Consider the following 14,515-nt stretch of genomic DNA (forward strand, 5'->3'; position numbering starts at 1 on the left):
GAGTGCCTTGTTAAATAGAATCATGAGTATTGATACCCCATGTACCAAGTTAGCCCCGGCAAAGCATAAAGTGCGCCGAACCCAAAAAACATAACAAGGCCATCTAAACCACGAGTCTTTGCAAGATAATATGGCAGTACAAGTGGCCAAAAGATAAACATGAAGAATCCGTACTCATAAGGCCAACCTTTGCCTGTTTTGTCACGGTCACACCACATGGCTATTAGAACAGTAAACAAGCACATCCATAGCGTATAGATGCTATCTGTAGACTCTATTTCATGCAGCCCCATGTAAAATTGCTGAGCTGCAAAAATCAAACTAAGCCCTATGATTGTTATTGCCAAATACTTGGGCGCTTTCTCCATGACATCCTTTTCCATTTAACGCCACGCTAACAGGAAAATTGCGAGCGCAGTGAGTATTTTTTCCTAGTTGAGCGTTTTGTTAGTACTTATTACTTCACAAAACTCATTTATTTCTTCTCTGCTTTGAAGCCTTACCTTCTTTCCACAGAACTTTTCAAATAACTCATTGTGGTAAGAGTGAGATGTTTTGGTTTTCCTAGAATTGTACTCTGATGCCCACTGTAGAAGTTCATTGAAGCCCTTTTTGGCAGCGGCTGGGTCCGATAGTTTTTCGCTTACAGTCCCTCGACTCAAAAGTCCTTCTCGACAATCCTTCCATGGGAGATCAAGAAATATCAAAAAACTGGCGACATCACAGAAAGGGGTAATCAGTTTTCCAAACACTCCTTCGACTACCCACTTCTCGCTCACTTTGATTCGCTGAAGCCTTTTATATACGTCGGCTTCATCCCTTTTTATCTGTAAGCCGCCAGCCTCCCAGAACACTTTGTCCAACCCTATATACGGTAGCTCCAATGACTCAGACAAGCACTCGCCTAGCCAAGACTTTCCAGAACCCGAGTTACCTATAATCAATATCCTTTGCATCTGTCTCAAGAGTACTAACGCCGCGCTAACGGACTGGCGCTGCGTAGCAGCGCCAGTCCAAGAACAGCGAAGCTGGGCTGAGTGTTGAGCGCCTTGTTAAATGCAGAACGCTGCGCTGCTGTTGTGGTTTGGGTGTAAGCCATTACTTTATTCAGTTTGTTTTTGTTGTCTCTGGGAATCACTTTGCACGCCACGTGATGTATAGGACATACAAAGAAAAGCAAAGCATGCCAGCAAAAAACACATAGGATTCAGGAGGCTGCATTGTTATGAAGTGGCCCGTTCTTGTGCCGAAGCCTCCATTGAAAAGAAGATCTAAGCCTAGCCAAACTGGCAATATTGCTAAAGCTAGACCACAGAGTTTTTTCACTAGAAAATCACTGTTTTTACGCATAGGCATTTAACAGCCTGGTTATGATGACAACGTCCACATAACAATTATTAACGGGACGTCCATATATCCCGCGCTTAGAATCTTGCTGCTTCTCATAACCATTTGTTTATCTGGATAATTCTACGCCAAGTGTTCGATTAAGCCGCGGCAAATATGGACACCAGCCTATGCTCGAGACACAAACAAGGACAAGCCTGTAGAAAACAGAGCGTCAGAGTGGATTACGCGCATGTCATGATCTCCATTTCCATTCTTGCAGTCCTTTGCCGAGTCTATGACTGTTCGGCGTTATGGCAAGCCAAGGATCAGTCTTACCGATATTGGATCGAGTCTTTCAAAATCTTCCATTGAAGAACACAGATCCGTCGTTGGAATTTAGAGACTTAGTTCGTCTCTTTCAATTCCGGCTGATAGCAGATGTCTCCGTCAACCAGGCTGTAGCCCCCGCCTTCGTGCTGTTGCTGGTTCTTCAACTGGTTGTCATCGGCCGACAGTGTCACACCCGGATACAGGGTCTTGCGGGCGATCAGTTCGACCCCGGCAAACAGCCCCTTGCGCTTCTCCTTGAGCTCTTGCCGCTTTTGATCCCATTCCACGGCTTGGTTACCGACCTCAATACTCTGCCGCAGTGCCTGCTTGTAGGCCTTCTGGTTCTCTGGGGTTTTGGGCTGGGATGACAGGCTGCTCAGTTGCTCTTTCACCTCGGCCAGCTGCTGCTCCTGCTGCTCGACCGCATCAACCAACTGCGCCATCTGCTGGTCAATCTCAGCCACCGCCGCCGGATACAACTCAACCTGGGTCGGAATAAAGGCGTCGGTCCCGATATCCCCGCTGACCAACTGCTTGCCGACCCGACTGACACCGCCGATCAGCTTGGCGTTACGATCACCGCTACGACCCACTTTAAGTGATTGCCGGGCCTGACTCAGGCAGTGGATCAGCTGCTTATCGACCAGGATGTCGCCTTCGGATTGCAGTCGCGCATATTGGGCAAAGCCGACATGGATATCGCCCTTGGCGTAGAGCTCGCAAGTCAGATCTTCACTATCGAAGTGGTGATCATCGTCGGAGCGTTGATGCCCCACCACCCCCTTGCGGACCTGCAGGTCGCCCCCGGCCTGTAGATAAGCCGACTGGATCGAACCACCGATGGTGATGTCGCCACTGGCCACCACCTTCATCATCTCGGCCACATCCCCGCGGACCACCACACTGCCGTCAAACTCGATATGACCACTCTCGACGTCAACCTGGGATACAACATAGATGTTATCGACCCGCATCCCTCCGGGGATCTCCACCGGTAGGCCGGCCCGGGCGGCGATCAACTGCTTGCCGTCGGCTGACAACTCCACCCCTTCGGATTCGACAAATTCCGCCTCGCGGCCAGGCTCAGCCTCCAGCACCTGACCACAGACGTCCGCGCCTGGCTCACCCGCTCCCGGCGGCACCAGCTCCATCAACAGGTCGCCCTGCTGCACGCTGGGTATCTCGCCGTAATCGAGCAGGTCGATCAAGCCCTCCTGATGCTGGCTTGGGCGGTCGGTGGTATGGGAGGTTTCGATCAGGCTGTTCCAATGCCCGTTGCGGCCTTTGACCGCCGCACGCCCCTTGGCGATCACCGCACTGTGCAGCGAACCGGGTTCGGCCCGGTAAGCCTTCTTCATCAGTTGGGACGCGGCCTGGGTATCGATCCCATGCCGGATACCGGCTTTAACCAGGGCCCGTTTAAAGCAAGGCGCATCCACCGGCGCGCCGCCATAGGCGCTGCAGATCTGAGCTTCGACCCGCATTCGGTCTTCACTGAGTTTGAGTTTGAGTTCGGCATCGATTCGGGTTGCCAGAGTCACGGTGGTGGTAACACCCACCGGGCTGTCCAGGTCACTGCTCGCTAGGCTCTTGGCGCTGCTGAGGAGTTGCTGCAGCGCTTCACTATCGAGTTTGAAGCGGCGGTAATCAGAAGCCTGGATCAGGGCTAGAAGCTGTTCACGGCTGGGGGCGTCTTGACGACGCAATGCGTCGACGACAATCTCGGCCTGAAGTTGTTGCTGATCCGCTGATAAGCTAAACCGAATTGCGTCCACAGTATCCTCCAATGATCGATTTCCTAGGCTCCACTACCTTGAGCCTCAAACAGAGCCCGCATAACCTGACACAAAACAGGGTTTTATGCTTCTGTTTATTATCGACCGTTGCGACGATATCTACAGCGCTACGGGTCAGGGCGAATCAATCAGGCGGATACCCTCGGGTTCGATGTCGATGCGGCGCTGCTTGTAGAGGGTGCCAATTGCCATCTTGTACTTCTTCTTGCTGACCCCAAAGCGTTTCTTGATCAACTCGGGATCGGAGCGGTCGGATAATGGCAGGAAGCCACCCTGCTGCTGCAACTGTTGCAGAATCCGTTCAGCCAGCCCCGTCACCGGGGCAAAGCCGGGCTGTTCGAGCAGCAGGTCGATCTTTCCGTCTGACCGTACCTGCTTGATATAACCGCTGAGCGGCTGCCCATAGTGTAGTTTGCGGAACAGGTCCTTGTTATGTACCAGCCCCCAATACTGCTGATCAACAATCGCCTTGACTCCCAGATCGGTACGCTCGGCGATCAACAGATTGACCTTGTGATGGTTGCGATAGCTGCAGGGTTCAGGATTCAGGAAACGATCCAGCTTGGTAGAGGCGGCAATGCGGTTGGTGTTATCGAGGTAGACGGCCACGATCACCGTTTGGCCTTCGCTAACCGGATTGCGCTGCTGTTGAAACGGCAACAACAGATCCTTGGGCAGGCCCCAATCCAGGAATGCACCCACCGGCCCGGTCGAGACCACTTTCAGCGCCGCAATTCCACCCACCTGAACCAGCGGTTCCACGGTGGTTGCGATCAGATCATCCTCGGAGTCCAGGTAGACGAAGACATCGACCTCGTCACCTTCGGACACCCCCTCGGGCACATAGCGTCGCGGCAGCAGTACCGTACCGAAACGACCAGCTTCCAGAAACAAGCCGATATCCCGGTCACGCTTGACCGTCAGGCGGTTATAGCGGCCGATCTGAAGTTCAGTATCGCGGTTACCCGATGAGTAGATCTCGTTAGTCATAGACTGCACACTTAGGCTGGCAAACCCTGCCAAATGCGGCCGGGGCTGCCCGGGACAAGCCCGGAGGGATTGGAAAAACGCGCCAGTGTATCACGCCGGCCGCAGCTCCCGTAACTCGCCATGGCCCAGTTCCAGAATCCGATCGAAGCCGTCGGCCTGGTCGGCCCGACCGCTGAGCAGAATCAAACCGCGACCGATCTGCAGTTGGCGTACATTGGTCAGCAAGCGTTTTTCGGTATTGGGATCCAGGCCATTGAGGGCATCGTTAAGGATCAGCACATCCGGTTGCTTGATCAGCACTCGAGCCAGCGCCAGTTTCTGACGTTGCGCCTGGGACAGCCTCGATCCGGCGGTGCCGACCTGAAAGTCCAGCCCTACCTGCTGGATACTCTCCTCCAGCCCCAGCTGTTCGACCACCCGCTGTACCAGCTCGGTTACCCGGCGCCGCGCTGATGCCTGGCCGTAGGCCAATCGACCAAACAGCATATTATCCATCAGGCTCAGGCGGTTGTTGAAACGCTCCAGGGCGAAGAAATCGATCTGCAGATCCGCATCGGTTTGCTCAGCCAGCTGTGCCGCCAGCTTATGTCGGGCTTGGACGATCTGCTGTTGAATGGTCGAATCGATCAAGCCCAAACGATGTCGTGCCGGACAGAGCTGGAAGGTCAGGGCCAGGAATTTGCTACAGCACTCAACATCTTCAAGGTCTATGCCGTCAGCGGTCTTATTCAACAAGGCTCGATAGTCCGGCAGGTCCTCATGATGGATAAAGCTGAAGCGTTCGAACAGGTCACTGTCCGGCTCCACGTCGGAGAACAGATCAACCATGATCTCGGTGACTTTACGGCCGATTTTGACAAAGTCCTCGTATAAGCCAGCCTGTTCCAGGAACTCACGCACCGTCGGGCTGGCAGCCTCGGTGTGGGTGTCCCTAGGATTATCCGTCGTACCGAACAGGATATTTTCCTGCACCGTCAGGTTGGTGTTATAGCGATCCCAATCGAACGGCTCCACCAGATCTTTGAAGTTGGGCTCACCCAGTTGCTCGCGGATCAGCTGCCGAGCCTGCAACACCTGCTGCTCAATCTGATCGCAATCCTGCTGTTCCAGCCGACCGGCCAAGCCCATCTGGAACAGATCCGCCCCCAGGTCGGCGGTATCGATCGCCTGCTGAATCCGGGCTTTGAAAGCCCGCTGATCGGTCAGTTCGAGACTGTCCAGATCGAACCAGTTGCCGTGCGGATCCTGAATACTGTTTCCCGACTGTCTGGCCCGCAGCTGCATCCGCTCACGTTCTGCATCGGTTTCGGCAGGTTCAAGTTCTCGATTGCGTAATGGATAGAGCAGGTTATCCCGGATCGAACCACTGAACAGATGGGCACCGGCGGCCACATAGCCCACATGATTGGCCATCGCCGATTCCGGTAACTGGTCCAACTCTGCGCCGGCCAGTGCCAGCCCCCCCTGGGACGGCGTTAACAGCCGTACCAGCAGCTCGCCTAACTCCTGTCGACCGCTGCCTTCGGCGCCGATTAACGCATTGTGACGGGTGATATCCAGCTCAAAACTGAGTCGCCCAAAGCGACTCTCGCCCTCGTCTTCGGCATATCCGAGTCGGGTTGCCTTCCAGCCCCCTTGAGACAGGTCCAACGACAGCCGGGGAGCGTCCAGCAGCTTCTGCTCCATCATCCCGTCGGCCTCGAACATCTCGACCACCTGTTCGTACTTGATCCGAACATCTTCCTTGGTCTGGTAGTACTTCAGCAGCTCTTTCCAGGGAGCATTCAGATCTTTATAGGCCGCCAACACCGCCACCAGAGCACCGAGTGAAAGCTCTCCCTGAATCACGTAGTAACCGCCGGCGCTGTAGAAGAAGAACGGGGTTACCTGGGCGAGAAAGTTATTCAGAAACTTGATAAAGAACTTTTTCTTGTAGATCTCGAAACGGATCTCAAAAATCCGCCCCAGCCGCGAGCTGATCTCGGCACGCTCGTAATGACTGGTGTCATTGGCGTGCACTTCGCGAATACCCGAAATGGTGTCACCGATCCGGTCACCCAGCTGGCGCGCCGCCAACACCCGCTGTTTACCGAGCTGGTTAACCTTGCGCTGCAGCTTCGGAATAATATAGAGCTGAAACGGATACAACACCGTGGCGGCTGCGCCCAACAACGGATCCTGGTTGAAGATAAAAAAGATGTAGGTCAGCAGAATACCGCCCTGGAACGCCGGCAGCGCAAACGCCTCACCGATAAAGCCACCCAGGGGTTCGGTTTCGGCGGTGATGATCGGAATCACCTCCCCCTGGCTCAGGCGCTTAAAACGGGGCAGCGGAAAACGCAGCACCTGGCAGAACAGATCGTAGCGCAGCCGTCGCAGCATCCGCTCGCCCACCACCCCACGATAGACATTGAGCACGTATTTGATCGCGCCGTTGATCAGTACCAACCCCAAAAATAACCCGCACAGCAGGAACAGATAGCTGACCTGATCCATCGGCCAACCAAACAACTGCTCCGGAATGTCCACTCCACCAATCGCGTTGTTGATGATCAGCTTGGGGACTTCCAGCGACGCGTAAACAAAGGGGAAAGACAGCAGGGTCAGCGCCAGAATCAATATTTGATCGCGCTTGGTATGCCGCAAAATAAACTTAAAAATCGACGGATCCATGGTCCGACCCGAACGCGGTTCCTTGTTCTGCATCCTTTAATGTCTCTCTAGGCTACGCTGACACTCGGGGCATAATGTTGACCAGCTCCCATCCTGCTGCATCTGCCGCAGCACCTTCGCGAGTGGTGCAATCTGTGACTGATGACGATGATGCAGCAATAAATACAGGTTGCTCTCAAGCAGTACCGCAGAGCGCTGTAAGCGTTGTCGTAACTCAGGCTCAAGCAACAGTGACAATGCTTGGTCCTCATATAGCAACACATCAAAGATCTGCAGTCGTATCAACTGGGCCATCTGGCCATCATCATGCAAAGGCACGGCACTACCGTAATACTCCGACCGACTGTCGAATACCTGCCAGCCTGCCGGATAGGTTACCTGGTGGCCTTTAAGATCCTCCCAGTCAGCGATCTGCAAATCAGGATCGAGCGAATAGGCATAGTAGCTGGAGCGATAAATAGGGACCGGTACCCGGATCAGGTTCGGATAGAGTTCATCCACACTGGAAGTACGCAAAAAGTGACCATCGACATGACCGCCGTCTGCCAGCATCAATCCTCGCTGCTCGGGATAGATCTCAACCTCGGCCTGTCGATCAAGACGTTTGAACGCCTCCTTCAGCAGCAGATCGACCTGACCCCGGCCATCCTGAGCGGAAAATGGGGGCTCGAGATAGCTGCTTAACCGAATAGGATCTGCAACCAGAGTGCCCTGGAATATGAGCATTAGGACCAACGCAATCAGCGATCGAAAAAACACTACAACCTAACCTAAGCAACTGAGCTCACGAAAAAATCAGCTTACACTAGCGGTGCCCTATATTATAGTTGCGCACGCCCCGAGGAGTCTGTGAAAAACCCTCCTAAGGCTTATTCGTAGACTCCCTAACCGATCTGATACGAGAGAATACCGTTGTCCTCCCAAATCGCCGTTGTCCTTAAAGGCTATCCGCGTCTGTCCGAAACCTTCATCGCTCAGGAGCTTTACCAACTGGAACAGCGAGGATTGAAGCTGATCATCGTATCCCTGCGCCACCCAACCGATAAGGATATCCACCCGATCCACAAACAGATCCAGGCTCCGGTCCTCTATCTACCAGAGTATCTTCACCAGGAACCGTTACGGGTACTTCGCGGCTTGTTCAGCGCCCTGAAACGACCGGGGTTCGGACGCGCACTTCGTAGCTGGTGGAAGGACCTGCGTCGTGAGCCTAGCCGCAACCGGATTCGTCGTTTCGGACAGGCATTGGTTCTCAGCCGCGAGCTGCCCGTCAGCGTGCAGCAACTCTATGCTCACTTTATCCATACCCCGGCCTCGGTGACCCGCTACTGCGCCCAGATCAACGCCCTACCCTGGAGCGCCTCGGCCCACGCCAAGGATATCTGGACCCTGGAGGAGTGGGAGTTACGCGAAAAGCTGGCCGAGCTGGAGTGGCTGGTCACCTGCACCCGCGCCAACACCGAACACCTTCAAGGCCTGAGCGCCGACCCTACCAGGGTCGAACTGCTCTACCATGGGCTCGATTTCGATCGTTTTCCAGCCCCTGCTAACAACAAGCACCACGACGAGGAGCAGCCTCGCGATGGCTCCGATCAGCCGGTACGGTTAATCTCGGTGGGTCGAGCGGTGGAGAAAAAGGGCTACGACCACCTGCTCAATGCCCTGGCGGCGCTACCGCCGCAGCTGAACTGGCATTTCACCCATATCGGCGGCGGAACCCTGCTCAAACAGCTTCAGGCCCAGGCCAACGAATTAGGTTTGAGCGATCGGATCGACTGGCTCGGCGCACTACCGCAGCTGGAAGTGCTTGAGCGCTACCGCAACGCAGACCTGTTCGTACTGGCCAGCCAGGTTATCGGCGATGGTGATCGCGACGGCTTGCCCAATGTGTTGATGGAAGCCCAAAGCCAGCGATTGTGCTGCCTGGCGACCAACATCTCCGGGATACCGGAGCTGATCGACCATCAACAAACCGGTCTGCTGGTAGAACAGCGCGACGTTGAAGGCCTCAGCGTTGCCCTGGAGCAATTGATTCGCCAACCGGAGCTGCGTGACCAACTGGCCGAGGCTGGCTATCGACGGGTCACCGATGGTTTCTCGGTCCACCGAGGTATCGATCAGTTGATGCAGAAGTTCTCCCATCTGACGGCTGAAAAAAGCACCCAGCAGGACGGAGGTGCGTAATGAGCCGGGGGCGTCACAGCCGCACTGAACCATCGGCCACGCCGATCGCGTTCTACGCCCCGCTCAAGCCACCCTGTCACCCCAACCCATCCGGCGACCGACTGATCGCTCGCCTGATGCTGCAGGCATTGGCCGGAGCGGGGTTTGAGCCTCAGCTGGCAAGCCGCTTTCGCAGCCGGGAAGGCCAGGGAGACCCGATACGACAGCAGCGGCTTAAATCGGTGGCTCAACGTCTAGCCGATCGCTTGATCCGGCGCTACCGCAAACTCCCCGCCGATCAACGCCCGCGACTCTGGTTCAGCTATCACCTGTACCACAAAGCGCCGGACTGGATCGGACCCCGAGTCAGTCAGGCGCTGGGGATACCCTATGTGGTCGCCGAAGCCTCCTACGCCGCCAAACAGGCCAACGGCCCCTGGGCTAACGGGTTAGCCGATACCACCGCCGCGATCGAGCAGGCCGAGCTGATCCTCAGCCTCAATCCCCAGGATGACGAAGGGCTGCGCCAATGTCGCGCCGATGCCCCAATCCGCCGGCTCTATCCCTTTGTTCCCGGCGTCTGCGACTCCGCCGTGGAAAACCCACGAGAACAGCTGGCCCAACGCCTACAGCTGGACCCCGATAGCCGCTGGTTGATCTGCGTTGCGATGATGCGACCCGGCGACAAGCTGCATTCATTTCAGTTGCTGGCGGATTCGCTGCAACAGCTGCCAACCCAAGATTCTGCGAGCTCCAACTCAACACTGGCCCAGCCCTGGCAACTCCTGGTTGTGGGCGATGGCAGAGCCCGCAATCAGGTCGAGCAGTTGTTTGCCCCGCTGCAATCCCGGGTTCGGTTTTTAGGCCGTCTACAACCCTCCCAGATCGAGCCGCTGCTGCAAGCCAGTGATCTTTACGTCTGGCCGGCAGTCAACGAAGCCTTTGGCATGGCTCTATTGGAAGCGTTACAGGCAGGCACTCCGGTGCTGGCCGGCGATGAAGGGGGCGTTTCCTCACTGGTTGAAAACGGCAACAATGGCTGGCTGACACCGGCCCGTGATAGCAACGCCTTTGCCCAGACGCTTCAGCAATTGCTGCAACAACCCGAACGACTGACCGAAGCTGGAACAAACGCCCGCGAACGGGTGGATCGGTACCATAGTCTGCATGCCGCCGGTCAACGCTTACAGCGACTGCTGATGCCGTTGATCAGCCCAACAGCAGCGGGCTCTCAATCTGATACCAGGAAGCCAAGCGATGCTTGAACTGTTACTGATTCGCCACGCGGCAACCGAATGGAACGCCGAAAAGAAGCTGCAGGGACGCCGTGACATCCCGCTCAGCCAGCTCGGCCGCGACAGCCTAAGCCAACGCGCTATCCCTCCCGAGCTGCGTGAGCGAGACTGGTTCTGTAGCCCGCTGCTTCGAACCCAACAAACGGCAGAGCTGCTGGGTATCCCGCACCCCAGCCTGAGCGACAGCTGGATCGAAATGGACTGGGGCGACTGGGAAGGTCGACGGATCACCGAACTACGCCAACAGCAGCCGCAACTGATGAAGATCCAGGAGCAACGCGGCCTGGACATGACCCCGCCCGGCGGCGAATGTCCGCGTCAGGTGCGTCAACGCATAGGTGCCTGGCTCGCCAGCCAAGACCCGCAGGACTCTCTGAAGCGCATCGGCGTAGTGACCCATAAAGGCGTGATCCGCGCCCTACTCAGTGATGCGCTAGAGTGGGATATGCTGGCCAAATGCCCGATCAAGCAGGACTGGCAATGCGCGCTGCTGCTGCATTACCAACAGGGCAAACTGACGCTCCAGCAGCACAACATCAGCCTGCTGACCGACGCTGATTGAAAACAAACGCGTTGATCAACCTGCCGGATTGAACAGCTCGGCACCGGTAAGCCACCGCACCGGCTGATCATCCAAGAAGCCGAACAGGCGTTCCAGAAAATCCCAACAACCCTCATCATGGGCCAGGTGGTGGCTCATCAGCCCGGTGGCCTCCTGCGGGTCCACCTCTGCCAGTCGTCGCTGGCGCAGATGGTTGATCAGCTGTCCCAGCACCTGGGCATCACCAGCAAAACAGCGGCCCTCGCGCCAGTTGATCAGATCGATATGGACATGGTTAAGCCGCAAACCGGACGCGACCTCAGCCTGCCGAGGCCCCAACGTCGATAGACCGACAAAGTCTTGGGACTGGAGCTGATCCACCAACGCTTCACTGAGGCGGTTCCAGGGTGGAACCAGGGCCGGAACAAAGGCTTGCCCCAACAGCTGAGTCAGGCGCACCCTACCCCGGGATAACTGCTCCATGATATCGGACAGCGGTCGATCATCGCCCAGCTCACACTTACGCTTGGAAGCCGGCGCGTGGTTCTGGTGGCTGTAGCCGTGCTGCAGCGCCTGCAGCCTGGGTGTAAATTGGAACAACGGCCGCAGACTTTCATCGGCACCGGCGGGAATAACGGCCAGAGATAGCGGTATCGCAAACTCACGACTGAGTCGGCATAGCCGCTGCAAAGCCTCGCTATCCTGCTCAGCATCATCATCGCGCCACCACAGGGTCGGCGTCCGGTCTAGCGCTCGCCAACAGTCCAGCTCATCGGCTAACAGCTGCCAACTCTGGCTGTCATCAATCGGCGTTGGATTCATCGTCGCCTCGGAAAATGATCAGAAAACGGTTACTTGTCGAGAGTTTCGAACAACTGCTGCAAGATAGACGCGGACTTCGCGGCACCGTTGCAGTCGAGTTGAAAATTATTACCGGCAGGCGCGTTCAGGGCTTTGATGATTGCTGCGCAGACCGCCTCAGGGCCTAATTGAGCTTCGCTGACCCACTGACACAGCCCCAGCTCCGCCAAACGTTCGGTTCGGGCTCGTTGCTCTGTTTCACTGCTGCCTTCGAAGGGCACCACCACGGCTCGCGGGCGCGCAGACAGAAGATCCATCAGGGTGTTGTAGCCCCCTTGAGAGATCGACAGCCGACAAGCTTTGAGCAGATCGACAAAGTCCGGACGCAGCGGTTCCAGAATCACTCGATAGCGATCAGGATCGGCCGCCTGGGCCAGCTGCTGGAGTTGCTCGGTTTGCTGCGTGGTCATGTTCGGCCCCAACAACAGTCGCCAACACACCGGCCCATTGCCACTCAACGCCTGGGCAAGCTCGGGCAACTTCAGCGCCTCCAAGCAAGCTTTCATCAAACTGAACCCAACCGCACCGCCACCAGCAGACACCAACACCTCATTACTACTGCCACCGTCTTTGTTATCGAATGAGCCGGGCGATTCGGTCACATAACCGGTGTAATGTAGCTTGTCGGAAAGCTCGGTGCTACGCGGGAAGGAGTCATGCAGCGGAATAAAGGCCGGATCACCGTGAACCAGCACCGCATCAAAGTGGGCCTCGATCAGATCCAGGCTCTCCTGCTCCCGCTCAGGCTTGCGGCGTTGGAGGATATCGCGGATAGAACAGACCCGAACAGGCGGTTTATCGAGCTGCCCGGCACGGATCAACAGCGGTTTCAGCTCCCAACGCAGCTGGCGACGGCCGAACGGGTAGTTTTCGATCACCAGCAGATCCGGCTGGGTCTTCTCCATCGCCTGCAGCAACTGCTGACGGCGACGTTGTTTGAACGCGTCACTCAGCGGTTGGCCCTGCTGGTCAACCAGGCCGGAGAAGGCGGCATCGCTGGCCCGTACCGGCGGTAGCTGTATCAGCTCGGCGCCATCAAAACCAAACTGTTCGACGGCTTCTCCACCACTGACCACACTCACCTGCAGTCCGGCATCCAGCCAGCCGCGCACCAGCAGTGAGGCCCGCTTGATATGGCCGATACCCAGCAGATGTTGAACGTAGAACAGAACCCGGGGCGAGCTCATGATCGAGGCATCAACGCCAGTGCCCGCTGACAGACCTTATCGAGGCCGTTGAGGAAACAATCTGCCACCAGCTCACGCGGCGGAGACTGCTTTAACAACGCCTGTAATGCGCGATGCATCTCTGTCGCATCGATCCCCTTGCGAGGATCCAACAGGCTGACCAGCCCCAGATCACTGGCTTTCTCGGCACGAATCAACTGCTCTTCCCGGGGGCGGGTTCTGGGGATCAACAGGGCCGGTTTGTTAAACGACAGAATCTCGCAGAAGGTGTTGTACCCTCCCATAGCCACCACGGCAGCGGCATTGTCGATTAACGACTCCATCCGGTTATCGAAGGTTACCAGGCTGGCATTCTCAATCCGGCTGATCCGCTCCCGAAATGCCTGCTGTTCCGCCAGCGCCATAAACGGGCCGAGCACAAACAGGCCATGGGGCAGACTGCTCGAATCTAACTCGTAGGCACGCAGCGCCCAATCAACCATTTCAACGCCGTCACCCCCGCCACCCGGCGTGATCAGCAGATAGTTCTGCGGCACTCCGAGCAGATGTTTGGAAGGTACTGATTCGGGAACTTCTCGCTGCAGATAACCGGTATAGTGGGTCATCTGCTCGATTTGCGCCGGCAGCCCTAGCCCTTCAAGGGGGTTGCCCATCGAGCGGTCACCGTATACCCAGACCTCGTTGTAGTATTCCTGCAAAGCCGCGCCAGCCCCCTTGGACTCCCACTCCGGGCGCAGCAGATGGGGAGCATCGAGCACATCCCGGATCCCCAGCACCGTGGCTACACCTTTCTGTTTCAGTAGCTTGAGAGTGCTTTCGACCTCGCCTTTAAGGCCCAGGGGTTCTTTATCAACGAGAAACAGATCCGGCTCGAAAGCTTCGGCGGTATGCAGGATAATCGACTCACGTAGCTTAAGGGTATGCTGCAGGTCGATATGCAACCCCAGTGACGTGTATTCACCGTTGTGGAGTTTGATCACGCCGGGTATACGGACAAAGTCGACCCGGGCTTTAAAATCGAAGCGGCCGATAATCGGCGATCCGGTCAGGATCAATACCGACAAGCCCTTGTACTGCTCCACCAAGGCGTGGGCGAGGGTACGACAGCGGCGCAGATGCCCCAACCCGAAGGTGTCGTGGCTGTAGATCAACACCCGGGCGTTATCGAGTTTATCCGGCAGCGGGGAATCGGCCATCTTACTGCAATCCATCCACAGAGAAACGGCAATCTTAGTGGATCAACAGGGCCTTTACAAACACACAGACTGCCTCTCAAGAACCAAAGTATCTGCTGAAAACTTCCACAGGAACAGTAACATCCACCTAGCTCCATCGTCTAAGCTCAGCACA

11 protein-coding genes are annotated in these 14,515 nt (G+C 56.3%); 3 read left to right on the forward strand and 8 right to left on the reverse strand.

Annotated features, from left to right (window positions below):
- Positions 1 to 20 precede the first annotated feature (20 nt).
- The 5 genes from DV711_RS11710 to DV711_RS11735 all read right to left on the reverse strand — a co-directional run bounded on the left by DV711_RS11710 (position 21) and on the right by DV711_RS11735 (position 7,844).
- On the reverse strand, positions 21 to 383 hold the full coding sequence (locus DV711_RS11710) for a hypothetical protein (RefSeq protein ID WP_133297451.1): 363 nt from the start codon (positions 381 to 383) through the stop codon (positions 21 to 23).
- Positions 384 to 1,733: 1,350 nt separating this feature from the next.
- Positions 1,734 to 3,434: a FapA family protein gene (locus DV711_RS11720; RefSeq protein WP_133297452.1), complete on the reverse strand. Its 1,701-nt coding sequence runs from the start codon at positions 3,432 to 3,434 to the stop codon at positions 1,734 to 1,736.
- A 135-nt stretch (positions 3,435 to 3,569) separates the two neighbouring features.
- Complete coding sequence (locus tag DV711_RS11725; RefSeq protein ID WP_114695898.1) at positions 3,570 to 4,445, reverse strand: CvfB family protein; 876 nt, start codon at positions 4,443 to 4,445, stop codon at positions 3,570 to 3,572.
- 90 nt (positions 4,446 to 4,535) lie between these two features.
- Complete coding sequence (locus DV711_RS11730) at positions 4,536 to 7,151, reverse strand: ABC transporter ATP-binding protein (protein ID WP_114695899.1); 2,616 nt, start codon at positions 7,149 to 7,151, stop codon at positions 4,536 to 4,538.
- Positions 7,152 to 7,154: 3 nt separating this feature from the next.
- Positions 7,155 to 7,844 carry a hypothetical protein gene (locus DV711_RS11735; protein WP_114695900.1) on the reverse strand — a complete coding sequence of 230 codons (690 nt, stop codon included), beginning with the start codon at positions 7,842 to 7,844 and terminating at the stop codon, positions 7,155 to 7,157.
- Positions 7,845 to 8,030: 186 nt separating this feature from the next.
- Between DV711_RS11735 and DV711_RS11740 the strand changes: the two genes are divergently transcribed.
- From DV711_RS11740 to DV711_RS11750, 3 genes are read left to right on the forward strand one after another with little or no spacing between them, the layout of a single operon-like run.
- Positions 8,031 to 9,302, forward strand: coding sequence for a glycosyltransferase family 4 protein (locus DV711_RS11740; RefSeq protein ID WP_207802625.1), 1,272 nt, complete (start codon positions 8,031 to 8,033; stop codon positions 9,300 to 9,302).
- Positions 9,302 to 10,546 carry a glycosyltransferase family 4 protein gene (locus tag DV711_RS11745; protein ID WP_114695902.1) on the forward strand — a complete coding sequence of 415 codons (1,245 nt, stop codon included), beginning with the start codon at positions 9,302 to 9,304 and terminating at the stop codon, positions 10,544 to 10,546. The genes DV711_RS11740 and DV711_RS11745 overlap by 1 nt, the downstream gene beginning before the upstream one ends.
- Entirely contained in the window at positions 10,539 to 11,138 is a 600-nt protein-coding gene (locus tag DV711_RS11750; RefSeq protein WP_114695903.1) for a histidine phosphatase family protein, read from the forward strand. Before DV711_RS11745 ends, DV711_RS11750 begins: the two co-directional genes overlap by 8 nt.
- A 15-nt stretch (positions 11,139 to 11,153) precedes the next feature.
- Here DV711_RS11750 and DV711_RS11755 read toward each other — a convergent pair whose 3' ends face one another.
- From DV711_RS11755 to DV711_RS11765, 3 genes are read right to left on the reverse strand one after another with little or no spacing between them, the layout of a single operon-like run.
- Positions 11,154 to 11,939, reverse strand: coding sequence for a polysaccharide deacetylase family protein (locus DV711_RS11755; protein ID WP_114695904.1), 786 nt, complete (start codon positions 11,937 to 11,939; stop codon positions 11,154 to 11,156).
- Positions 11,940 to 11,968: 29 nt separating this feature from the next.
- The gene (locus tag DV711_RS11760; RefSeq protein ID WP_114695905.1) at positions 11,969 to 13,165 is read right to left on the reverse strand and encodes a glycosyltransferase family protein; all 1,197 of its coding nucleotides are present in this window, start codon (positions 13,163 to 13,165) and stop codon (positions 11,969 to 11,971) included.
- Complete coding sequence (locus DV711_RS11765; RefSeq protein ID WP_114695906.1) at positions 13,162 to 14,361, reverse strand: glycosyltransferase family protein; 1,200 nt, start codon at positions 14,359 to 14,361, stop codon at positions 13,162 to 13,164. The genes DV711_RS11760 and DV711_RS11765 overlap by 4 nt, the downstream gene beginning before the upstream one ends.
- Positions 14,362 to 14,515 lie beyond the last annotated feature (154 nt).

The sequence above is a fragment of the Motiliproteus coralliicola genome, from assembly GCF_003345655.1.
Classification (GTDB): Bacteria; Pseudomonadota; Gammaproteobacteria; order Pseudomonadales; family Balneatricaceae; genus Motiliproteus; species Motiliproteus coralliicola.

What these genes read in the sequence shown, in the direction of transcription:
- DV711_RS11730 (WP_114695899.1), bottom strand. Translation starts at nt 7,151, where the DNA reads ATGCAGAACAAGGAACCGCGTTCGGGTCGGACCATGGATCCGTCGATT.
- DV711_RS11735 (WP_114695900.1), bottom strand. Translation starts at nt 7,844, where the DNA reads ATGCTCATATTCCAGGGCACTCTGGTTGCAGATCCTATTCGGTTAAGC.
- DV711_RS11755 (WP_114695904.1), bottom strand. Translation starts at nt 11,939, where the DNA reads ATGAATCCAACGCCGATTGATGACAGCCAGAGTTGGCAGCTGTTAGCC.
- DV711_RS11710 (WP_133297451.1), bottom strand. Translation starts at nt 383, where the DNA reads ATGGAAAAGGATGTCATGGAGAAAGCGCCCAAGTATTTGGCAATAACA.
- DV711_RS11750 (WP_114695903.1), top strand. Translation starts at nt 10,539, where the DNA reads ATGCTTGAACTGTTACTGATTCGCCACGCGGCAACCGAATGGAACGCC.
- DV711_RS11760 (WP_114695905.1), bottom strand. Translation starts at nt 13,165, where the DNA reads ATGAGCTCGCCCCGGGTTCTGTTCTACGTTCAACATCTGCTGGGTATC.
- DV711_RS11765 (WP_114695906.1), bottom strand. Translation starts at nt 14,361, where the DNA reads ATGGCCGATTCCCCGCTGCCGGATAAACTCGATAACGCCCGGGTGTTG.
- DV711_RS11725 (WP_114695898.1), bottom strand. Translation starts at nt 4,445, where the DNA reads ATGACTAACGAGATCTACTCATCGGGTAACCGCGATACTGAACTTCAG.
- DV711_RS11745 (WP_114695902.1), top strand. Translation starts at nt 9,302, where the DNA reads ATGAGCCGGGGGCGTCACAGCCGCACTGAACCATCGGCCACGCCGATC.